Annotated in this window: 22 protein-coding genes and 1 pseudogene; 9 read left to right on the top strand and 14 right to left on the bottom strand. The window is 70.3% G+C overall.

All coding sequences use genetic code 11. The annotated features are described in order from the left end of the window. Window positions 1–92: 92 nt before the first annotated feature. Entirely contained in the window at window positions 93–293 is a 201-nt protein-coding gene (locus ACFYWX_RS13100; RefSeq protein WP_389424043.1) for a hypothetical protein, read from the top strand. A 27-nt stretch (window positions 294–320) separates the two neighbouring features. Here ACFYWX_RS13100 and ACFYWX_RS13095 read toward each other — a convergent pair whose 3' ends face one another. The 3 genes from ACFYWX_RS13095 to ACFYWX_RS13085 form a co-directional block, all read right to left on the bottom strand. After that, window positions 321–602 carry a hypothetical protein gene (locus ACFYWX_RS13095; RefSeq protein WP_389424042.1) on the bottom strand — a complete coding sequence of 94 codons (282 nt, stop codon included), beginning with the start codon at window positions 600–602 and terminating at the stop codon, window positions 321–323. Next, the gene (locus ACFYWX_RS13090; RefSeq protein ID WP_389424041.1) at window positions 599–898 is read right to left on the bottom strand and encodes a hypothetical protein; all 300 of its coding nucleotides are present in this window, start codon (window positions 896–898) and stop codon (window positions 599–601) included. The genes ACFYWX_RS13095 and ACFYWX_RS13090 overlap by 4 nt, the downstream gene beginning before the upstream one ends. A gap of 77 nt (window positions 899–975) precedes the next feature. Further along, a complete protein-coding gene (locus ACFYWX_RS13085; protein WP_389424040.1) occupies window positions 976–1179 on the bottom strand; it encodes an ATP-binding protein in 204 nt (67 codons plus the stop codon). Window positions 1180–1607: 428 nt separating this feature from the next. On the opposite strand from ACFYWX_RS13085, the gene ACFYWX_RS13080 reads away from it, so the two are divergent. Further along, the gene (locus ACFYWX_RS13080) at window positions 1608–2459 is read left to right on the top strand and encodes a helix-turn-helix domain-containing protein (protein ID WP_389424039.1); all 852 of its coding nucleotides are present in this window, start codon (window positions 1608–1610) and stop codon (window positions 2457–2459) included. Between the two features lie 10 nt (window positions 2460–2469). Next, window positions 2470–2721, top strand: coding sequence for a DUF397 domain-containing protein (locus ACFYWX_RS13075; protein WP_389424038.1), 252 nt, complete (start codon window positions 2470–2472; stop codon window positions 2719–2721). Here the strand turns inward: ACFYWX_RS13075 and ACFYWX_RS13070 are convergent. Continuing rightward, window positions 2700–3248 carry a protease inhibitor I42 family protein gene (locus tag ACFYWX_RS13070; protein ID WP_389424037.1) on the bottom strand — a complete coding sequence of 183 codons (549 nt, stop codon included), beginning with the start codon at window positions 3246–3248 and terminating at the stop codon, window positions 2700–2702. The genes ACFYWX_RS13075 and ACFYWX_RS13070 overlap by 22 nt on opposite strands. A 27-nt stretch (window positions 3249–3275) precedes the next feature. Then, entirely contained in the window at window positions 3276–4097 is an 822-nt protein-coding gene (locus ACFYWX_RS13065) for an endonuclease/exonuclease/phosphatase family protein (protein WP_389424036.1), read from the bottom strand. Between the two features lie 85 nt (window positions 4098–4182). Here ACFYWX_RS13065 and ACFYWX_RS13060 point away from each other — a divergent pair, with 85 nt between their 5' ends. Then, entirely contained in the window at window positions 4183–4575 is a 393-nt protein-coding gene (locus ACFYWX_RS13060) for a nitroreductase/quinone reductase family protein (RefSeq protein ID WP_389424035.1), read from the top strand. Between the two features lie 10 nt (window positions 4576–4585). Here ACFYWX_RS13060 and ACFYWX_RS13055 read toward each other — a convergent pair whose 3' ends face one another. From ACFYWX_RS13055 to ACFYWX_RS13040, 4 genes are all read right to left on the bottom strand, one after another. Beyond that, window positions 4586–6037 (bottom strand): aldehyde dehydrogenase family protein, encoded by a 1452-nt coding sequence (locus ACFYWX_RS13055; RefSeq protein ID WP_389424034.1) that lies wholly within the window; start codon window positions 6035–6037, stop codon window positions 4586–4588. Beyond that, window positions 6034–7764, bottom strand: a complete 1731-nt coding sequence (locus ACFYWX_RS13050; RefSeq protein WP_389424033.1) for an amidohydrolase family protein — start codon at window positions 7762–7764, stop codon at window positions 6034–6036. Before ACFYWX_RS13050 ends, ACFYWX_RS13055 begins: the two co-directional genes overlap by 4 nt. A gap of 99 nt (window positions 7765–7863) precedes the next feature. Beyond that, complete coding sequence (locus ACFYWX_RS13045; protein ID WP_389424032.1) at window positions 7864–8982, bottom strand: LLM class flavin-dependent oxidoreductase; 1119 nt, start codon at window positions 8980–8982, stop codon at window positions 7864–7866. Between the two features lie 98 nt (window positions 8983–9080). Beyond that, window positions 9081–9851, bottom strand: a complete 771-nt coding sequence (locus ACFYWX_RS13040) for an SDR family NAD(P)-dependent oxidoreductase (RefSeq protein WP_389424031.1) — start codon at window positions 9849–9851, stop codon at window positions 9081–9083. A 214-nt stretch (window positions 9852–10065) separates the two neighbouring features. Here ACFYWX_RS13040 and ACFYWX_RS13035 point away from each other — a divergent pair, with 214 nt between their 5' ends. Both ACFYWX_RS13035 and ACFYWX_RS13030 read left to right on the top strand, forming a co-directional pair. Beyond that, window positions 10066–10800, top strand: a complete 735-nt coding sequence (locus ACFYWX_RS13035) for a hypothetical protein (protein ID WP_389424030.1) — start codon at window positions 10066–10068, stop codon at window positions 10798–10800. A gap of 56 nt (window positions 10801–10856) precedes the next feature. Continuing rightward, window positions 10857–11657, top strand: coding sequence for a hypothetical protein (locus ACFYWX_RS13030; protein ID WP_389424029.1), 801 nt, complete (start codon window positions 10857–10859; stop codon window positions 11655–11657). Between the two features lie 9 nt (window positions 11658–11666). On the opposite strand, the gene ACFYWX_RS13025 is transcribed toward ACFYWX_RS13030, so the two are convergent. From ACFYWX_RS13025 to ACFYWX_RS13015, 3 genes are all read right to left on the bottom strand, one after another. Next, window positions 11667–12311, bottom strand: coding sequence for a response regulator transcription factor (locus ACFYWX_RS13025; RefSeq protein WP_389424028.1), 645 nt, complete (start codon window positions 12309–12311; stop codon window positions 11667–11669). Window positions 12312–12424: 113 nt separating this feature from the next. Then, window positions 12425–13354 carry an LLM class F420-dependent oxidoreductase gene (locus ACFYWX_RS13020; RefSeq protein ID WP_389424027.1) on the bottom strand — a complete coding sequence of 310 codons (930 nt, stop codon included), beginning with the start codon at window positions 13352–13354 and terminating at the stop codon, window positions 12425–12427. After that, window positions 13351–14664 carry an amidohydrolase family protein gene (locus ACFYWX_RS13015; protein ID WP_389424026.1) on the bottom strand — a complete coding sequence of 438 codons (1314 nt, stop codon included), beginning with the start codon at window positions 14662–14664 and terminating at the stop codon, window positions 13351–13353. Before ACFYWX_RS13015 ends, ACFYWX_RS13020 begins: the two co-directional genes overlap by 4 nt. Before the next feature lie 207 nt (window positions 14665–14871). On the opposite strand from ACFYWX_RS13015, the gene ACFYWX_RS13010 reads away from it, so the two are divergent. Next, window positions 14872–17832 carry a BTAD domain-containing putative transcriptional regulator gene (locus tag ACFYWX_RS13010; RefSeq protein ID WP_389424025.1) on the top strand — a complete coding sequence of 987 codons (2961 nt, stop codon included), beginning with the start codon at window positions 14872–14874 and terminating at the stop codon, window positions 17830–17832. 447 nt (window positions 17833–18279) lie between these two features. Further along, window positions 18280–18483: a hypothetical protein gene (locus tag ACFYWX_RS13005; protein WP_389424024.1), complete on the top strand. Its 204-nt coding sequence runs from the start codon at window positions 18280–18282 to the stop codon at window positions 18481–18483. Between the two features lie 127 nt (window positions 18484–18610). Here ACFYWX_RS13005 and ACFYWX_RS13000 read toward each other — a convergent pair whose 3' ends face one another. After that, on the bottom strand, window positions 18611–19015 hold the full coding sequence (locus ACFYWX_RS13000) for an ATP-binding protein (RefSeq protein ID WP_389424023.1): 405 nt from the start codon (window positions 19013–19015) through the stop codon (window positions 18611–18613). A gap of 118 nt (window positions 19016–19133) precedes the next feature. Between ACFYWX_RS13000 and ACFYWX_RS12995 the strand changes: the two are divergent. Next, window positions 19134–19457 (top strand): annotated as a pseudogene (locus ACFYWX_RS12995) (helix-turn-helix domain-containing protein); the annotation flags it as partial. 16 nt (window positions 19458–19473) lie between these two features. Here the strand turns inward: ACFYWX_RS12995 and ACFYWX_RS12990 are convergent. Continuing rightward, window positions 19474–20775, bottom strand: a complete 1302-nt coding sequence (locus ACFYWX_RS12990; RefSeq protein ID WP_389424022.1) for an RNA-guided endonuclease InsQ/TnpB family protein — start codon at window positions 20773–20775, stop codon at window positions 19474–19476. Between the last annotated feature and the right edge of the window lie 354 nt (window positions 20776–21129).

Genomic DNA, 21129 nt, shown 5'->3' with positions numbered 1-21129 from the left:
TGGCAACATGGTGCGCCTTTCGCAACGTACCGGACGGGCCGGAGGGTTCCGGCAGCAATCGTCCAACGGCTGTCCGGAAGGAACCCTCCACCATGCTCGCCACCGCCCGCTGGGCTCAACGCGCCCTCATCGTCCTGCTCGCCCTCGTCCCCCTGCTGCTCGTCACCCTGTCCCTCACCCCAGCCCTGCTCGTCCTGCCGTTCGCCCGGTCCCGCACCTCCCAGGTCCTCACCCTCATCCGCCAGCTGACCACCTGGACGGGTTCGCTGCTGGTGTCGAGCAGGGAGAGGTGACCGGGACACGGGCGTGAGGGGCGCGACTCAGTCCACAACCTGTGGATCACGGAAGTAATAGACAACCGTGACACCCATGCCCGGCGTGTGCGTGTACACGACCGTGATCGCTTCGGCCGAGTCCCGGGCAAGGGGCGTCGTGATCGTGTATTCCACAGACGGCGGCCGCCAGCCGGGGATCTCGCGGCCCGCCGCCGGGTCGCGGCGGATCGCATCGAGCGCGTCCCGGACGACTTCCCGCTCCCCCTCCGTCAGGTCGCCGAACGCCTTCCTCGCAGGCTCGGCCTCCTCCAACGGGACTTCGTTCACGTGCCGCCGCCTCCGGTGCGAGCGTCCTCCAGGGCCGTCATGATCTCGGGCGAGTTCCTGATCAGGACCCGGTGCCGATAGGCCCGGACCACAGCGGAGGCCACCTCGAAGTCGTTCACGGAGGAGGCTCCTATGGCGGTCGCCAGTTCCTCCTCGAACCGCTCCAAGTCACCCGGGAAGCCGTAGCGGCTGAGCGCACCGCGCAGGTCGTTCACGGTCCGGATCTCCGGGAGAGGCATCGCTCCCCAGCCGTGCTCGGGCTGTGCGCTCATGGTCTGCTCCTGATGAACGGGCATGGCTCCACCTCCCAGTATGGCGCCGCCCGGCCGAGACGGACATCGCGCTCCGTTGCCTACGGCCCGTACCACCCCGCTCACCCCGCCTCCCCTCCGCACTCCGCCCACATCAGCTTTCCGGCCTTCGTGCCGCCCGCCTCGCTCAGGACCGACGCGCCCCATGCGTCGGCGCAGGCCCGGATGAGATGCAGGCCGCGGCCGTGTTCGGCGTCCTGTGGGGGTGGGGCACCGGGGTGGGAGAAGGCCGGCGGGACCTCCGGGTCCGTGTCCCATACGGTCACGCGGAGCCGGCCGGGTTCCGGGGAGCGGAGGCGGAGGGCGTAGGGGCCTTTGGTGTGGCAGTGCGAGTTGCTCGCAGTTCCGCGGCGAGGAGCTCGGCGGTGGGGGCAAGGTCCGGCATCTCGTGGGCGGCCAGAATCAGCCTCAGGGTGGCTCGTGCGATGCCCGGTGCGCGTGGATCGTGCGGAAGATGCAGGGTGTAGTTCCACGACGGGGATACGGTGGCCATCGGAAATCTCCGATCACTGAGGGGAGTTGGACGGGTGCCTGGTGTCTCCGCCGCAGCGTCCCGCGGTGCGCTTCCAGGAGTGGCGCCTGACTCAGTAAGCTACCGGCCCATCACTTAATACATTTCCCATTTTGGCAATCGCATGAGGTTTTCCCTCGTGTGGGTGACATCAACGCGCGGCTTTCCAAGGAGAGTTGACCCATGGCTCCCAAGACCGCTACGAGCGCCCGCCGCATCCGTCTCGGCACGGAGCTACGCAGGCTTCGAGAGCGGGCGGGGCTGTCCGTCACCGAGGGGGCCCGTCAGCTCGGTGTCAGCCAGGCCCAGCTCAGCAACATCGAAGCCAGCCGATTCGGCGTGAGCGCGGACCGGCTGCGCGCCTTGGCCCGCATCTACCGTTGCTCCGACAGCGCCTACCTCGACGGTCTGACCGAACTCGCCGGCGAACGGAAGAGTGGCTGGTGGGAGACCTTTCGGGAGGTACTGCCCGCCCCGCTGCTCGACCTGGCGGAGATCGAACACCACGCGGTCCGGCTCCAGGCGGCCAACACGGCGCACATCCCCGGCCTGCTTCAGCTCGCCGACCACTCCCGCGCCATCTTCGAGCAGGCCGTGCCCGAGTTCAGCCGCCGCGACCTCGAGCTCCGGGTGAACTTCCGGCTCCAGCGCCAGGCGCTACTGGACCAGGACGACCCGGTGCCGTACCAGGCGATCATTCACGATGCCGCTCTCCGCGTACCCGTGGGCGGGACGGCGGTCGCCAAGCGCCAGTTGGAGCACCTGCTGACCCAGAGCGAGCGCGACGGCATCACGATCCGGGTGATCCCCTTCACCATCGGGGCCTACCCGGGTTCCGGCCAGACGTTCCTCCACCTCCACGGCCCGGTCCCCCGACTCGACACGGTTTCCCTGGACCAGTCGCACGGCCCCGCGCTGGTCGAGGCCGAGGCCGAACTGGACACGTACCGGAGTCTGCTGCAACGCATGGAATCCGTTGCACTTCCCCCGGAGAAGACCCGGGACTTCATCCATAGCCTGGTCACCGCACTGTGAGAGGACCCGCATGACCGCCTACGCCTGGCAGAAGTCGTCCTACTGCGCTCAGGGCGAATCCTGCGTCCACGTCGCCGCCACCCCGCAAAAGTCGTCCTACTGCCAGGAAGGCGAAGCCTGCGTCCACATATCCGCCGGCCCCGCAGCCATCCGCCTCACCGAATCCGCCGACCCCACCCAAGCCATCCTCACCACCACCCCCGCCACCTTCAGCGCCCTCCTACACGCGCTGAAGTCCCCTCAGCGAACCGTGATCTCGTAGAGGAAGTACTCCGGGTTCTCGGCCGGCTTGTCCGTCGTCGACGCCGTCGGGACGGGCACCGCCGTCGTCTCGGCGTCGGCGGCGCTGCCGCAGCGGGCGAGGGGGCAGTGGAGGAGTTTGACGGTCGCCTTGCCGGAGGCGAGCGCTGTGAAGTCGAAGTACTGGGTGCCGTCGCCGCTGCCGACGAGGTCCTTGTCGCCGGGCTCGATGTCCTCGCGCTTGCCGTCGTAGCGCAGGACGTCCGCGTCGGGGCGGGGGTCTGCGATGAACCACCGCTGGCCGAGGGCGGGGTTTGCGGGGACGGAGAGGGTGAACTCCTCGCCCGCGTCGACGGTGATGGTGCGGTGGTCGGTCTCGTACTCGTCGGCGTCGACGGTGCTGGGGCGGTGGTCGGTCTCGTACTCGTCGAGGCCGGAGGGGTCGGAGGGGCCGCAGCCGCTCAGGGGGAGGAGGGCGAGGAGGATGAGGGCGGCAACCGTCCGTCGCAGGGCCGCCGTTGATGTCGTCCGTACACCGTCCGTGATCATGTCAGGCCGAAGCTAGCACGCCCCCGGTCAGCCGACCTCCGCCAACTCCGCCACCACCGCCGCATGGTCCGAAGGCCACACCCCGTCCACCGGGCCGTCCCCCGCCCGCCGGACCGTACGCACGCGACCCAGGCCGCCGGGGCCCGGGCGCCCCACGTGGATGTAATCGATGCGCGCGCTCGGCTCGCCCCCCACCGCGACGTACGGGTTGGCCGCGTCCCACGTGGCGGAGGGTGCCGTCGGGTCGGCGTACTCCCAGGCGTCGATGAGGACCTGGCGGGGCACGGCCGGGGCGGTCTTGTAGCCGCCGAAGAGGCGGATCTCGTCGGAGTCCGGCCAGGCGTTGAAGTCACCGGTGACGACGGGCGGGAACGGGGTGTCTCCCCGGTGCCGCGCGACGAACTCCGCGAGCGCGGTGACCTGGCCGCAGCGCACGGCCGAGGCGTACGGGGCCGAGGTGAGGTGGGTGGTGAAGAAGGGGACCTCGTGGGCGGGGGTGGCGAGGCGGGCGTAGAGGGCCAGCCGGCCGTCGTCGAGGTCGGCGGGCGCGGGCAGCCGCAGCATGTCCTGCTCCACCACGGGCCACCGGCTCAGCACCGCGTTCCCGATGCCGACCGTGGCGTCCCCGATCCGCCGCTGCCAGCGCTCCGGCGCGGGGGACGGCGCCCACGCCCAGTGCAGGCCCAGCTCACCGGCCAGCCACTGTGCGAGGTTCTCCTCACCGGCGGCCCACACCTCCTGCATGCCGACCACGTCGGGGTCCAGTTCCCGCAAGGACTCCAGGATCGCCTTCTGGCGTGCCTCCCAGGGGCCGAAGCGCCACCACAGGTTCCAGGTCACCACACGCATCCGCAGCCACCCGCTCTCGTTCCGCAGCGTGGGGGACCATTGAAGCAACAGTTCGAGAGTCTTGTGTGAAGGAGTCGTACGGACGATGTCCCGCCTCGCCGACCTCAGGTTCCGCGCCGCCACTACCTTCCAGCGCCGGATCAACCCCCTGCTGCGCCGCCTCCCCCTCCAGACGGTCGTGGAGACCACGGGCCGTGTCTCCGGGCTGCCCCGTCAGACGCCGGTGGGAGGCCGCCGCGTCGGCGACTCCTTCTGGCTGGTCTCGGAGTTCGGCGACCGGTCCCAGTACGTGCGCAACATCCGGGCGAACCCGAAGGTCCGGGTGCGGATCGGGGGCCGCTGGCACACCGGCACGGCCCACCTCCTCCCCGACGACGACCCGGTCGCTCGCCTGCGCGCCCTGCCCCGCTTCAACAGCACGGCGGTCAGAGCGCTCGGGACGAATCTGCTGACGGTGCGGGTGGATCTGGAGGGGTGAACAGGTCACCTCACCCCGGCCATACGATCGCCTGCACCTCGCTGTAGGCGTGCAGCGCGTACGAGCCCACGTCGCGGCCGACGCCGCTCCTCTTGAAGCCCCCGAACGGCGCCTCCATGTTGCGGCCGACGGTGTTGATGCCGACGCCGCCGGCCCGCAGCAGGCGTGCGACGCGGAAGGCGCGGGCCACGTCGGCGGTCCAGACGTAGTCGATGAGGCCGTAGTCGGAGTCGTTGGCGAGGGCGACGCCCTCCTCCTCGTCGTCGAAGGGCAGCACCACGACTACGGGGCCGAAGATCTCCTCGCGGACCACCCGCATCTCGGGGGAGCAGTCGGCGAGGAGGGTCGGTGAGACGTAGAAACCCCGGGCGTGCGACGGCCGTTCGCCTCCCGTCACCACCGCCGCGCCCTCCTTGCGGCCCGTCTCCACGTACGACTCGATCCGCTCCCGGTGCGCCGCCGAGATCACCGGACCGACCACCGTGTCCCGCTTTCTCGGGTCGCCGACCTTCAACCGGCGGGCGTACGCGGCCAGCAGTTCCACCAGCCGGCCGTACACACCCCGCTGGGCCAGCACCCGGGTCGGTGCCGTGCAGATCTGGCCGCTGTAGAAGGAGAAGGTCGTGCCGATCCCGGCGACCGCCGAGGCGAGGTCCGCGTCGTCGAAGACGAGCGCCGCGCCCTTCCCGCCGAGCTCCATCAGCTGGCGTTTCATCCCGCGCCCGCACACCTCGGCGATGCGCTGACCCACCGCCGTGGAGCCGGTGAAGCTCACCATGTCGACGTCCGGTGAGTCCACGGCCGCCTCACCGACCTCGACCGAGCGGCCCGACACCACGTTCACCACGCCCGCCGGAGCGCCCGCCGCCTCCAGCGCCTCCGCCATCCGGTACACCGACAGCGGATCCTGCGGGGCCGGCTTCACCACCACCGTGTTGCCCATCGCCAGCGCCGGCGCGATCTTGCCCGCGGGGTTCGCCCACGGGTTGTTGTACGAGGTGATGCAGGTGACCACGCCGACGGGCTGCCGTACCGCCAGCGCGCCCATCACACCGGCCTTCCCCATGGGCCCGGCCTCGTTGATCTGCGGGGGGATCGCCCACTCGGCGGGCTCCACGCGCGCGTACCGCCCGAAACGGGCGGCCCCGACACCCACCTGCAGTCCCCGGGCCGTCCCGGTCGTCGCCCCCGTCTCGGCCTGGGCCAGCTCGGCGTACGGCACCAGCCGCTCACGCACGAGGTCCGCCGCCCGCGCCAGCACCGCCGCCCGCTCCTCGGCGGGCGTGCGCGACCATGGCCCGAAGGCCTCGCGGGCCGCGGCACAGGCCGCGTGCACCTGATCCCGCGAGGCCTCCGGCGCCCACCCGACGGTCTCCTCCGTCGCCGGGTCGAGCACGGCGTAGTGCCCGCCGTCCGGCTCGACCCACGCGCCGCCGACGAACAGCCGCTGCCCGTCGCTCACTTGGTGCCCACCGTCTCGGTGTCCCGCCCGGACCGCAGCACCCGCCCCGGTACGGCACCGGTCACCACGTCGTCCCGGATCGCCGCGACCCCGTTGACCCACACGGCCCGCACTCCGATCGCCTTGGAGTCCAGCCGCGGACTGTCACCCGGCAGGTCGTGCACCAGGGTGGCCTTGCCCGCGTCGATCCGCTCCGGGTCGAAGAGGACCAGGTCCGCATGCCAGCCCTCCCGTACCTGCCCCCGCTCCCGCAGCCCGAACAGCCGCGCCGGGTCGTCCGTCAGCATCCTCACCGCCTGCTCAAGACCGACCAGCTTCCGGCCCCGTAGACAGTCCCCGAGGAAACGCGTGGTGTACGGGGCTCCGCACATGCGGTCCAGGTGTGCGCCCGCGTCGGACCCGCCGAGCAGGACGTCCTCGTGCTGCCAGGTCTCCGCGCGCAGCGCCCAGGACGCCGGGTCGTTGTCGGTGGGCATGGGCCACAGCACGGTACGCAGCTCGTCGTTGGCGCAGATCTCCACCAGGCAGGCGAACGGTTCCTGCCCGCGTTCCGCCGCGATGTCCCGCACCACCCGCCCGGTCAGACCCCGGTTCTCCTCGCTGTACGTGTCCCCGATGACGTACCGCCCGAAGTCGGCCAGCCGGCGGAACACGCCCGCCTCCCTGGAGTCGGCGCGCTTCAGCATCTCGGCCCGTACGGCCGGATCACGCAGCCTGGCGATCCGCTCCGGTACCGGCAGCCCCAGGATCGGCCCCCACCCCGGAATCAGGTTCAGCGCGCAGAAGGTGCCCAGCGACATGTTCATCGGCGTGAGGATCGGCATGGTCAGGGCCACCACCCGACCGCCCGCCTTCCGCGCCCGCTCACTCGCCACCAGCTGCCTCGGCACCCGCTCCGGCACAGCCGCGTCGACGGTCAAAACGTTCCAGTTCAGGGGCCGTCCCGCCGTGGCGCTCAGCTCCACGAACAGATCGATCTCCGCGTCGCTGAACTGATCCAGACAGCCCGCGACGATCGCCTCGATCTGCGTCCCCTCGTGCTCGCCCACGGCCCGGGCGAGCGCCAGCAGCTCATCGGGCCGCGCATGCCGGGACGCGACCGGCTGCCCGTCACCGTCGGAGTGCGTCGACGACTGCGTGGTGGAAAAACCCCAGGCCCCGGCGTCCATGGCCGCATGCAGCAGCCGCACCATCTCCGCGAGCTGCCCCTCGGTCGGCTGGCCCCCGACCGCCTCCGGCCCCATCACATACCGCCGCAGCGCGCAGTGCCCCACCATGAACCCCGCGTTGACCGCGATCCGCCCTTCGAGTGCGTCCAGATACTCCCCGAAGCCGTGCCAACTCCAGGGCGCCCCCTCCTCCAACGCCACCAGCGACATCCCCTCCACCTTGGACATCATCCGGCGGGTGTAGCCGGCGTCCTCGGGACGAGCAGGGTTCAACGGCGCGAGCGTGAACCCACAGTTCCCGCCCGCGACCGTCGTCACCCCGTGGTTGAGGGAGGGGGTGGCGTAGGGGTCCCAGAAGAGCTGGGCGTCGTAGTGGGTGTGGGGGTCGACGAAGCCGGGGGCGAGGACGAGCCCGTGCGCGTCCTCGCTGGTACGGGCTTCCTCGGTGACCGACCCGATCACGGCGATACGACCGTCCCGGATCCCTACGTCGGCGGTGCGAGCCGGCGCACCCGTCCCGTCGACGACAGTCGCGCCTTTGATGACGTGATCGAGCATGGGGCTTGCCTCCTCAATCTCCGGTGCGCTGGACGCGCCCCAAAGGGGCGCGGGGAACTGCGCGACCAGCCACAACCGACCCGCACCCCGCGACGGCGATCACGCCCCCTGCCGAAACCGCGTAGTCCTGTGCACAGGATCCGTATCGATCTTCGGAATCACGTGCTCCCCGATCAGCCGGATGGTCTGAAGGGTCTCCTCCTTCGGCACCCCCACAGGCAACCCGAAGCTCAACTGATCGGCCCCCGCCTGCTCCCACCGCTTGCACTGCGTGAGCACCTCGTCCGGATCCCCGCAGATCAACAGCTCCTCCTCGATGAGGAGTTCGACGAACTCGGCGGTGTACTCGGGCAGCGTCTCCGGCCACACGGGGAACCCCTCCGGCCGCGGGAACGTGTCGTGGTACCGGAACACCAGCGAGGGCAGATAGTGCAGCCCACCGTTGACGGCGACCTCGATCGCCTCGGCATGAGTAGGCGCACAGATCGCCGTCGTCGTCACCATCACGTTGTCGTTGACGAAGTCCCCCACCGGCTCGGCGTCCACGACCGCCGTCTTGTACTGCTCCAGCACCCACTCCATGTCGGAGACCTTCTGCACACTGAACCCGAGCACCCCGAGCCCCTTGCGCGCGGCCATCGCGTACGACGGCGGCGACCCGGCCGCGTACCACATCGCCGGGTGCGACTTCCCGTACGGCTTGGGCAGCACCTTCCTCGGCGGCAACTGCCAGTGCTTGCCCTGGAAGCCGACGTACTCGTCCTGGAGCCACATCTTGGGGAACTCGGCGATCGTCTCCTCCCAGATCTCCTTGGTGTGGTTCATGTCGGTGATGCCGGGGAGGAAGCCGAGGATCTCGTGCGAGCCGGCCCCGCGCCCGCTGCCGAACTCGAAGCGGTTGCCGGAGAGATGGTCGAGCATGGCGACCTTCTCGGCGACCTTCACGGGGTGGTTGACCTGGGCGAGCGGGTTGAAGATCCCGGAGCCGAGGTGGATGCGCTCGGTCGCGTGCGCCAGGTAGCCGAGGAAGACGTCGTTGGCGGAGAGGTGGGAGTACTCCTCCAGGAAGTGGTGCTCCGACGCCCAGGCGTACTTGAAGCCGGAGCGGTCCGCCTGGATGACGTACTCGGTCTCCTCCATCAGCGCCTTGTGCTCGGCGAGCGGGTCGGTCTCGGCGCGTTTGCCCACGTATCCCTGTACAAAGAGCCCGAATTCCAAGGAGGTTCACCGTCCTCAGTTGTTTCTGACGATACGTCAGATTGGCTTGCCGCCGACTGTGGCACCGGGCCCGTGGACCGTCAATAGCTGACGGCTCGTCAGATGATGCTGACCCCGGCCAGCCAGCCCCCGTCGATCACGAACGGCTGCCCGGTGATGTACGAGGAGTCGCCGGAGGTGAGGAAGAGCGCGAGCCGGGCCACCTCCTCCGGCTTGCCGATCCGGCCCAGCGGGACGAGCTTGCGGTACAGCTCGTCGAGGGCCCGAGAGGTCTCCTCGCCGTCGGCGGACGGGTCCAGGAGGGCCGGGTTGGACATGGCGGTGTCGATGGCGCCGGGACACATGGCGTTGACCCTGATGCGGCGGGGCGCCAGCTCCAGTGCGGCGACCCGGGTGAGCCCGAGGATGGCGTGCTTGGTGGCCGTGTACGTACCCACGGCCGCCATGCCGGTCATCCCGGCGTACGAGGCGGTGTTGACGATCGTGCCGCTGTCCTCCATCTCGGGCGCGACGGTCTTGACGCCGAGGAAACAGCCGACCTGGTTGACCCGTACGACCTGCATGAACTCGTCGAGGGGCGTGTCGACGAGGGCGTTGAAGCGCAGGATGCCGGCGTTGTTGACGAGCCCGTCGACGTGACCGTGGGCGTCCTTGGTGGCGGTGACGGCGGAGCGCCAGTCGTTCTCCTCCCCCACGTCGAGGTGGACGTACAGCGCGCCCAGCTCCTTCGCGAGGGCCTCGCCCTGTTCGTCGAGGACGTCGGCCACGACCACCCTCGCGCCCTCCGCCGCGAACAGGCGCGCCTCCTGCTCCCCCTGCCCGCGCGCGGCACCGGTGACGATGACGACACGGCCGTCCAGCTTGCCCATGCGGGGCCCCCTTCAACTCGGTGGGCTCAGCATCGTACCGCCGGAACTGACGATTCGTCAGATGGTGCCCGTCGCGCCCTGCTCCCGGAAGTGTGATTGCACAAGCACACAACAAGTGACCTACAGGTAGGGACATTTGACTCTGTCGGGGCGGCCGGGGAACTCCAATAATCCCCCACGGAGAAGTAAAGCCACCCCCAAGAGCGGAGCAGGCATGGCCAAGAGGAGACTGAAGAACAGGAAGGCCCGTTATGTGGCGGTCGGCGCGGCACTGGCGACCGGCGGCGGAATCATCGCCCTTCTTCCCTCGGCGAACGCGGCCGACGAGAAGACGCCGGAACAGATCATGGCGATGTGCGAGCGGTCCGCGGTCGTCAGCGGCAAGCAGCGCTCGGTACGCGACTTCAACGGCGGTTTCGCGGACGGGTTCCAGGCCGACAACTGCGATTTCGTCGAGACGAAGTTCGAGACCTTCGACGGCCCCACCGAGAAGGCGTCGATCGACTTCCCCAACTGCGAGCCGAACGCCACCGACCCGGCGAAGGTGTCCGTCACCTGGTCGGCCACCGCGGCCCAGGGAGAGGGCAAGTACACCGTGACCCAGCAGGGCGGCGGCGGGGGACTCTTCGGATTCCTGAGCGGGTCCTGGGTCAAACACAAGGGAACTCTGGACATGACCGTGAAGTCGGCGACCGCCGGCGCCACGGAACAGCGGGATGTACCGGTCGGCAAGGTGCTCCACATGGAGTTCACGCCGAAGATGCAGCGCATGACCGGCGAATGGCGGGTGCGGATCGACGCCCGTGAGGCGACGACCGTCACCAACGCCACCCCCGAGCAGAACTTCGTGGCGCCGGACGTCGTCGAAGGGCCCGTGGTCCTGCCGGGCGCGGCCGGCGCACCCGGTGTCGTGGACGGCACGTCCAAGGCGGTCCTGGAGGACTGCTGACTCCATCCCTCCACAGCCCCCCGGCCCACATACACAAGAACCCCCCAGGAGAATCCATGACCACCCGCACCCCCCGCGCGAGAAGGCACCGCGGCAGGAAGAAGCGCATCACTCTCGCCCTGGCTCCCGTGGCGGCTCTCGCGGTGATCGTCCCGCTGATGAACCAGGCCGGCGCAGCCACCCCGTCCGAGGTCACCTCCGACTGTGCCGCGGACTCGGACAAACTGGAGAACTGCGAGTTCGTCGACGTCCAGTTCAGGGCGAACAGCCTCGGGCCCAATCAGCGCGTTTCCCCCGTGACCCAGAACTGCGGAACGACGACCGCGGCGACGAGCACCTTCAGCGTGAGCACGTCCGTCACCAGAACCATCCAGCTGGAGGACGGATTCACGGCCGGCGCCGACACCAAGCTGGGGAACTCGTTCTTCGAGATCGGCCTGAAGTTCAGCACCTCGGAAATCAACATCACGCGCGACGACAAGACGACCGGTCTGGCCTTCAGCCGCTCCGACACCGTGCAGCCGGACAGTATCGGCTTCTTCATGTGGTCCGCCAAACGCACCGACGTGAGCGGATTCCTGAAGGCCACCTACAAGGAGGCCCAGGACGGCCAGAAGGTGTTCTTCGCACCCCGCGAGGGCGCCACGAGCGTGCACGTCTTCTATCCGCAGATACTGAAGAACGGAACGCCCGACGGCCGCCTCTGGCTGCGCAACGTGAAATGCGGAACTCCCGAGGCCAACGGAATCCAGAACTCGGGGAACAGCCTGCGCGCCGAGCCCGGATTCGGTGAGGGCGGCGACAACGCCACCGACGTCGAGATACCGCTGTCGGAGGTTCCGGCCTCCGCCTCCTGAAGATTGTTCTCAAGTGCGAAGCACGGGCGTGGCTCCCAGCCACCGCAGGACCGCGTCCGTGCTGCCGCGGGCGTCCAGCTTGGCGTAGATGTTGCTGAGGTTGTTGCGGACGGTCTTCTCGCTCAGCCGTAACCGCAGACTGATCTCCTGCGCGCCCAGGCCGGTCGACAGCAGCTCCATGATCTGGCGTTCGCGCGGCGAGAGCAGCGCGCGCAGCCGTTCCAGGGCGTCCCCGGCCCTGGGCATCCGCCGGGCCCCCTCGCGCAGCGCGGCGCAGGCGATCGGCGAGAGGTAGGTGTGCCCTACGGTGGCCGCCATCACGGCCGACGACAGCATGTGAGTGCAGTAGTCGCCCTCGACCAGGTAGCCCGCACCGCCCCGGAACACCTCGAGCACCGTCTCGGTGTCCTGCCGGGGGCTGACCACGATCACCGGGACGCTGCGGTCCCCCAGCGCCTTCAGCAGCGCCGGGAGGGACCGCGACGGCTCCTCGCAGCGCAGCAGGGCGACGTCGACGGCCTCGGGGATGCGGAAGGGCGGGGCCAGGTGCTCGACCCGGCCCACGTACCGGTCGTCCGGGGCGGGCCAGTCGTCGTGCGGCCAGGCGCCCTCTGCGCAGGCGAGGGCAACGGAGAGTCGCTGGGAGGATCGCACTGCACGTGTCCTTCCGCCGGAACCATCACGTCCGTACGTTCGTACATACGAGGCTCGGCGTGGACATGTTCAAAGCTTCAAGAAAATTCGGCTCAGCTGTCAGACAGGTGAGGTCAGGCCAGCAGCGGGGCCACCTCCGCCCCGAACTCGCTTATCTGGTCCGTGAGTTCGGTACGGTCCCGGCTGCGCAGCCGCACCTGGATCTGGTCCACGCCCATCACCCCATAGGCCCGCAGCGACTCGGCGAGCACCTCCGGCGGGCCCGTGAGGGTGCGGCGGCCGACGTCCCAGGCGGGCGTGCCGACGTACAGGGGCTCGGCGATGGCACCGACGGTCAGGGGCGCCTCGACGCCGGCCTCGGCGCGCAGCCGCCGGAGCGTGCCGATCTGTGCGGGCAGCCGGTCGCGGGGGTCGCCCTGCGGGAGCCAGCCGTCCCCCTTCAGCGCGGCCCGGCGTACGGCGGCGGGCGAGGACCCGCCGACCCAGACGGGGACCTGCGGCTGGGCGGGCCGGGGCCGCTGTCCGAGGTCGGCGAAGTCGTACAGCTTCCCGTGGTGCTCGGGGAACTCGTCCGGCCCGAGGGCCGCTCTCAGGGCGTCCACACACTCGTCGAGCACGGCCCCGCGCCGCCGGAACTCCACCCCCAGCGTCTCGAACTCCTCCGGTACGTGTCCGGCGCCGATCCCGAGGATCAGGCGTCCTCCGCTGAGGTGGTCGAGGGTGGCGTACTGCTTGGCGGTGACCAGGGGGTGGCGCAGACCGACGATCGCCACGTGGCTGAGCAGGCGGACGCGTTCGGTGACGGCCGCGAGGTGGGCGAGCGTGGCCACGGGGTCGTACCAGACCGTGCTCATCGCGGGTGCCAGGCGGCGCGGGATGGCGACGTGGTCGCAGCAGGCGACGTAGGAGAAACCGGCCCGGTCGGCGGCGCGGGCGAGGGCGACCAGGTCGTCGGGGCCCGCGCCGGCCTCCCAGGGTTCGGCGTAGAGGGTGCTCTGCGACTGGACGGGGAGCTGGATGCCGTAGGCGAGGCCGCCGCTCACCGGGCACCGCCGCCGCCCGGCCACAGGCCTTCCCCGGTGAGCCCCAGCAGACGGATCGCGTTGCCCCGGACGATCCGCTCGACGACGTCGGCGGGCAGGTGGCCCATCTGGGCCTCGCCGACCTCGCGCGACTTGGGCCAGGTGGAGTCGGAGTGGGGGTAGTCGGTCTCGTAGAGGACGTTGCCGACGCCGATGGAGTCGAGGTTGCGGAGCCCGAAGGCGTCGTCGAAGAAGCAGCCGTAGACGTGCTCGGCGAAGAGTTCGGACGGCGGCTGGTGCACCTTGTCGGCGACCCCGCCCCACCCGCGGTTCTCCTCCCACACCACGTCGGCGCGCTCCAGGATGTAGGGGATCCAGCCGATCTGCCCCTCCGCGTACATGACCTTCAGGCCCGGGAAGCGCTCGAACTTGCCGCTCATCAGCCAGTCGACCATCGAGAAGCAGCAGTTGGCGAAGGTGATGGTGGAACCGACGGCGGGCGGGGCGTCGGCGGAGGTGGAGGGCATACGGCTGCTGGAACCGATGTGCATGGCGATGACGGTGCCGGTCTCGTCGCAGGCGGCGAGGAATGGGTCCCAGTCGTCGGTGTGGACGGAGGGCAGGCCGAGGTGCGGGGGTATCTCGGAGAAGGCGACGGCACGAACGCCGCGGGCGGCGTTGCGGCGGACCTCCTGGGCGGCCAACTCCGCGTCCCAGAGAGGAATGATGGTGAGAGGGACGAGACGGCCTTGGGCATCGGGGCCGCACCACTCCTCCACCATCCAGTCGTTGTAGGCCCGGATGCAGAGCAGCCCGAGTTCGTGGTCCTCGGCCTCGGTGAACGTCTGGCCGCAGAAGCGGGGGAAGGTCGGGAAGCACAGCGCCGACTGGACGTGGTTGACGTCCATGTCGGCGAGGCGCTGCGGGACGTCGTACGACCCCGGGCGCATCTGCTCGTAGGTGATGACCTCCAGGCGGATCTCGTCCCGGTCGTAGCCGACGGCGGTGTCGAGGCGGGTCAGCGGGCGGTGCAGGTCCTCGTAGACCCACCAGTCGCCGACCGGCCCGTCGTCGCCGGGGCGGCCCATGACGGGCTTGAAGCGGCCGCCGAGGAAGGTCATCTCCTTCAACGGGGCACGCACGATGCGGGGTCCGGCGTCCCGGTACTTCTTCGGGAGGCGGTCCTGCCAGACGTCCGGCGGCTCAACGGTGTGGTCGTCGACGGAGATGATCTGCGGGAAGGGGGCGGAGATGGTCTCCGGGAAGGTGTCGGAGCTGGTCTCCGCAGAAGTGGCGGAGATGGTCTCCGGAAAGGCGTCACGGTTCTCCATGGGCTCACGGTAGCGCCGATCTGACGGCCCGTCAGGAACCCGGGACTGTTCGGCTTTGTGCGGAAGTGTGCGGAGAAGATGTGAGGGGCTTGTGATATCCCGTGCGTCCGGGTGTGCCCTGCCTGTGATCGCGTCCCGCCCGGCTGACGTGTCTGCCATGGACAAGGCAAACTGACCTAGTTGTTGAGGATGCCTAGGGGGACCCCGATGGACGACGGTGTACCGCGCGTGCCCGAGCAGAGGCGGCCCGGCTCCTCCGAGGAGCGGACGGCGCTGCGCTTCGGCCTGCTCGGCCCGGTGCGTGCCTGGCGCGGCGAGAACGCGCTGGCGACCGGTTCCCCCCAACAGCGCGCCCTGCTCGCCGCACTGCTGCTGCGCGAGGGCCGCACGGCGACCGCGGGCGAGCTGATCGACGCCCTGTGGGGCGAGGACCCGCCGTCCCAGGCGCTGGCCGCGCTGCGCACGTACGCCTCCCGGCTGCGGAAGGTGCTCGACCCGGGCGTCCTGGAGAGCGAGTCCGGCGGCTACGCGGTACGAGGGCTGCGAGAGGGCGCCCTGGACCTCACGGTGGCGCAGGAACTGGCGGCGGAGGCGGAGAAGGCGCGCGGGGCCGGAGACCTGTGCCATGCGCGGGAGGTGCTGAACCGGGCGCTGGGACTGTGGGACGGGGAGACGCTGGCCGGGATACCGGGCCCGTACGCGGAGGCGCAACGGGTCCGTCTGGAGGAGTGGCGGCTCCAGTTGCTGGAATCCCGCCTGGACATGGACCTGGAGCAGGGCTGCCACGCCGAGGCGGTCTCCGAGCTCACCGCGCTGACGGCCGCACACCCGCTGCGGGAGCGGCTGCGTGAACTGCTGATGCTGGCCCTGTACCGCTCGGGCCGCCAGGCCGAGGCGCTGGCCGTCTACACCGACACACGCCGACTCCTCGCCGACGAACTCGGCGTCGACCCCCGCCCCGGCCTGCGCGAGCTGCAGCAACGCATCCTCCAGGCCGACCCGGCCCTCGCCGAGCCGTCCGCCCCCGTCGCCGAACCGGCCGTCGTCCCGGTCCGCCCCGCCCAGCTCCCTGCCACGGTCCCCGACTTCACCGGCCGCGCCTCCTTCGTCGCCGAACTCAGCGACGTGCTGGCGTCGGCGGAGGGCCGCGTGATGGCCGTGTCGGCCCTCGCGGGCATCGGCGGCGTCGGCAAGACGACCCTGGCCGTGCACGTCGCCCACCAGGCACGGGGGGCCTTCCCGGACGGGCAGCTGTACGCCGACCTCCAGGGCGCGGGCGCTCGGGCCGCGGAACCGGAGACGGTACTGGGCGCGTTCCTGCGGGCCCTCGGAACGGCCGACTCGGCCATCCCGGACTCCCTGGAGGAACGGGCCGCCCTGTACCGCTCGGTTCTGGACGGGCGGCGGGTGCTGGTGCTGCTGGACAACGCGAAGGACGCGGCCCAGATACGCCCCCTGCTGCCCGGCACGGAGGGCTGCGCGGCCCTCGTCACCTCCCGCGTGCGGATGGTCGACCTCGCGGGCGCCCATCTCATCGACCTGGACGTCATGTCCCCCGACGAGGCGCTGTCCCTCTTCACGAAGATCGTCGGCGAGGAGCGGGTCGGATCCGAGAGAGAGGCCGCCCTGGACGTGGTCGCGGCCTGCGGTTTCCTCCCCCTGGCCATCCGCATCGCCGCCTCCCGCCTCGCCGCCCGCCGCACCTGGACGGTGTCGGTCCTCGCGGCGAAACTGGCGGACGAACGGCGCCGGCTGGACGAGCTCCAGGCCGGCGACCTCGCCGTGAAGGCGACGTTCGAGCTGGGATACGGGCAGTTGGAGCCCGCCCAGGCCCGGGCCTTCCGGCTGCTCGGGCTGGCCGACGGCCCGCACTTCTCGCTGGCGGCGGCAGCGGCGGTGCTGAACCTGCCGGTGGAGGACACCGAGGACCTGCTGGAGTCCCTCGTGGACACCTCGCTGCTGGAATCGGCGGCGCCCGGTCGCTACCGCTACCACGACCTGGTGCGACTCTACGCGCGTGCCTGCGCGGAACGGGACGAGTGGCCGCCGAGCGAGCGGGAAGCCGCTGTCTCCCGTCTGCTGGACTTCTACCTGGCCACCGCGGCCGGGGTGTACGCGATCGAGCGCCCCGGCGACCGCCTGGTGGACCACCTGGCCCCGACGCAGTACCCGGGCCTCGACTTCCCCGACCGCCGGGCCGCCCGCGACTGGCTCTACACCGAAGCCAACTGCCTTCTCTCGCTGGCCCGCCAGTCCGCAACCTGCCCGAACACCCTCCCCCGGGCCATCGACCTGCTGTGGGCCGCGCTCGACCTGTCCGAGTCGGGGGCGAACTCCCGGGAGTACGAGGCCACGGCGAAGGCGTTGCTCGAGGCCACCCAGCGGGCGGATGTGGCGCAGGTCGAGGCACGGGCACTGATGACGCTGGCCCACGCCCACCTCGACGGCGGCCGCTTCGACATGGCCGACGAGGAGGCGGAGCGGGTCATCCGCCTCGCCCACGAGGCCGACGACCTGTTGCCCGCGTGCTGGGCCGGCAACGCCCGAGCAGTCATCGCCCTCTACCAGAACCGCACTTCGGACGGCGAGGAACACCTCTCCCGGGCGATCGAGGACTTCCGCACCCTCGGCGACCGGCCGGGCGAAGCCAGCTCCCTGTGCAACCTCTCCCGCATCCACCTCGCCACCGGCCGCACCCAGAGCGCAGTCGCCCTGGCCGAGCAGGGCATGGAGATCTACGACGCCATGGGCAACTCCATGCGGGGCGCCAACGGCCGCTACGCGCTCGGCATGGCGCTCACCCAGTGCGGACAGCTCGTCGCGGCCGCCGACCGCCTCCACGAGGCCCTGGACGTCTTCCGCGACAGCCGCCAGCGCCTGTGGGAGGGCATGACCCTCTTCCGCCTGGCCGAGGTCGACATCGCCGGCCAGCGCTACGCCCAGGCCGCCGCCAACGCCGAGATGGCACTGACGGTACTGCGGGGCATCGGCGGCGAGTGGCGCCGCGGCAACGTCCTCACCGTCCTCGGCCACGCCCTGACCGGCGTGGGCCACACGGGAAGAGCCCGGGTCTGCTGGGAGGAAGCGATGCGGATCTACGAGGAGTTGGGGTCACCGGAGGCGGAGGAGCTGCGGGGGCTGCTGACTCCGCCGGTGCGGGCGGCGTGAGGCGGACGTAGGGGGCGCTGCGTCGGGCGTGCGTCGGGCGTGCGTCGGGCGGGTGTTGGGTGCTGCGTCGGGCGGGTGTTGGGCGCGGCGTCGGGCGGGTGTTGGGCGCGGCGTCGGGCGGGTGTTGGGTGCTGCGTCGGGCGGGTGTTGGGCGCTGTGTTGGGCGTGTGTTGGGCGCTGTGTTGGGTGCTGTGTCGGGCGTGCGTTGGGTGCTGCGTCGGGCGGGTGTTGGGCGCGGCATGGGGCGTTCATCATTCGTTTATCGCGGTCCAGCATTCTCAAGGCAGTCGATCCGTCGTGTCGGGGGGCAAACGGGTCGGCGCAGAGGCCGCGCACCGGCGAACTAGGGTTGGGCGGCCAGGCGGCCCGTCCGAACACCCACGGGGGAGTGCACGGACGGGCCGCCACCGATCACCGACGAACACGCCAAGTGGGGAGCGAACGAACATGAGCGACGAGCCGGTCGTCAAGCCGCAGGGAGACATCCACGCCACGTCGGAGCCTCTCAAGGCCGCCGAGGCCGCGGACGGCACGGTGACCCCTCAGGGCGACATCCACGCCACCGACGAGCCCGTCGAGACGAACGAGGCCAAGATCGAGACGAAGGGCGACATCCACGCGACGTCGGAGCCCTTCAAGCCGAAGAAGTAAGCCTTACAGCAAGAAGAGCTCGGGGGAGCTCCGGGGGAACGGCCGCGGCGGCGCGGAGCACGGAGGGGAGCCGCCGCGGCCGTAGTGCGTTCGGGATGCGTTTGGGGTGGGTTTGGGGTGTGTTTGGTCAGGCAGGGTTCTCCGCCACCTCGCACCACACCGTCTTTCCCCCCGCCCACAGCTCCACGCCCCACCGCAAAGCCAACTCGTCCAGGATCCTGAGCCCACGCCCCGCCTCGTCCTCGTCCGTGGCCTGCCTGAGGACCGGAAGAGCCCGCGCGTCCGGGTCGGCGACCTCGACACGGATCCGGCCGGCACCGTCCGCCCTGAACACCCGCACACGGACCGGGGTTCCCTCCCCCACGTGCCGGATGACGTTCGCGACCAACTCCGTGACACAGAGCTCCACCTCGTCGCAGGTCCCGACCAGTCGTCGGCGTACGGCACGACGCAGTTCCGGCACGGCCTCGGGGACGGCGAGGAGATCGAGGTCGAGGTCCGGCAGCCTGCGTACCGTAGCGGTGTGGTGCATAGGGGGCCTTCCGTACGTGTGCACTGCGTGACGAATCAGTCACACAGTGCCGTGAGAACACGTACCGTAGAAGGGTTTTCAACTGCGCAAGCCAACTGGCAAACGGCGGTGATGAGTCGTGCCCGCACGCAAGGACCCCGACGCGTCGGCGAACGTCCCTTCCTTCTACGGCGCCGAGTTGCGCTATCGAAGAGAGCTGGCGGGGCTGACCCTGGAGCAACTGGCGGAGGACAGCTTCCGCGGCATCCCCTTCCTCAGTCAGATCGAGCGCGGTGAGCGGCGCATGCCGCTGGATCTGGCCCGGCACGTCGACAAGGTGCTGAAGACGGACGGCTTCTTCGAGCGCCGCTGCGAGGACGCCCGCCGGGCACGGCAGTCGGGGCACGCGGAGTACTTCGCCGATGTGGCGGAGATGGAGCGGCATGCGGAGACGATTGAGGATTGACATCCTCCCCCTCTTAAAAGAGGGGGATTCCAACCGGTTTGGGTTGAGGTTCACGGACGTTCTTCGACCGCGTGGGCGGTGTCGTCCCTCCGGCACCGGCTGTTCGCCGGGGGCGGGGGATCCCGCCCTGTCCTGCCGCGACGTTGGATGCTGCGTTGGTGTCCGCGTTGCAGGTGAAGCCACAGGAGGAACAGACGAACTCGGCTTGGCTCTTGCGCGAGTTCTTGTCGATCCAACCGCAGGCACTGCACCGCAGAGACGTGTACGGGGCCGGGACGTCCTCGACCCGGCCGGGGGCCTTGTGCCCGGTGCGCTGCCGGAGCAGGCCCCAGCCCTGGGCGAGGATGCCCCGGTTCAGCCCCGCCTTCTGGCGGACGCCTCGGCCGGGCTGCTCCACGCTGCCCTTCGCGGAGCGGGTCATGCTCTTGATGTTCAGCTTCTCGAAGCGGATCAGGCCGTAGGTGCGGGCGAGCAGGGTGCTGGTCTTCTCGCACCAGTCCTTGCGGCGGTTGGCCTCGCGGGCCTTGAGCTTCGCGGCCTTCGCGTACCCGGCCGTCTTCCGCTCGCTGCCCTTGGGGGCGCGGGCGGCGCGCCGCTGGTGTTTGCGGATCTGTGCGCGTTCCCGGGCGGTGAGCTGGGGGCAGTTCAGTTTCCGCCCGTCCGACAGGGCGGCGGTGATGGTGACGCCGCGGTCGATGCCGATGACCTCGCCCGTGCCGGGCGCGGGCATCGGCTCGGGAACGACGGCAAACGCCACGTGCCACTGCCCGTTCCTCAATGTGACACGGAACGTCTTCGCGCCGGGCAGTTTCGCACCCTTGCCCCGGGCACTGAGACGGAAGCGCACCCAGCCGCAGCCGGGCACCTTGACCTGCGCCCACCGCCGGTTGAGCTTCCGTACCACGACGGACCGGCCCATGACCTGCCTGCCGGTCTTCGCGTTCAGCTTCGCCGAGCCGTCTGCGTGGTACTCGGGCACACGGTCGGTGCCGATGACACGGAAACCCTCGTGCACGAACTTCCTGCGCCAGGTCGGCTCACCGAACCCGGACGTGAAACGTGCCTGCTTGGCCGTGGCGAAGTCCTTGAGGGCCTGCTGCTGCACATCCGCGTTCCCGGCAGCCAGCCACTCGTTGTCCCGCCGGGCCTCGGTGAGCTGACGGCACTGCTCGGCGAACCCCGGCGCGGACTTGCGTCCCTTCCGCCAGTGCGCGTGCTGCTCGACGGCGAGGTTCCAGATGTACCTCGCGTGCGCGCAGTGCAGCAGCATCTGCCGCTCCTGCCCACCCGTCGGGTACATCCGAAACCGTGCCATGCCGTGAACCTAGACCACACGTTCCACGGCCGCGCGCACCATCGATCACCATCACCCGTGCGAGTGACCACCCCGCCCACCACCAGCCGCCGGCCATCAGCCACCGGCGCCAGGTCCCTCGACTCCCCGTCACCACCACCTGTCCGTGGCCACCCTCCGCATCCCGGACGAGAACCCCGGATCGCCCTGACGGCGATCCGGCTACCCCTGCCCCGCTCCGCGGGAGCAAGCACTCACCCCGGCCCTGAACGACCGGGCACCCTGCCCAAAAGCCAGGTGGAGGAGCGGAGGGCGTTGAGAGAGTTGGCCGTGGGTGGCGTGCTGCTCAATGCGCGTGCCCTCGAAGCCGGCTGG

It is taken from the genome of Streptomyces sp. NPDC002888 (genome assembly GCF_042888465.1).
GTDB lineage: Bacteria > Actinomycetota > Actinomycetes > Streptomycetales > Streptomycetaceae > Streptomyces.
The sequence above is the reverse complement of the archived record's forward strand: the minus strand, read 5'-3'. Positions and strand labels throughout refer to the sequence as shown.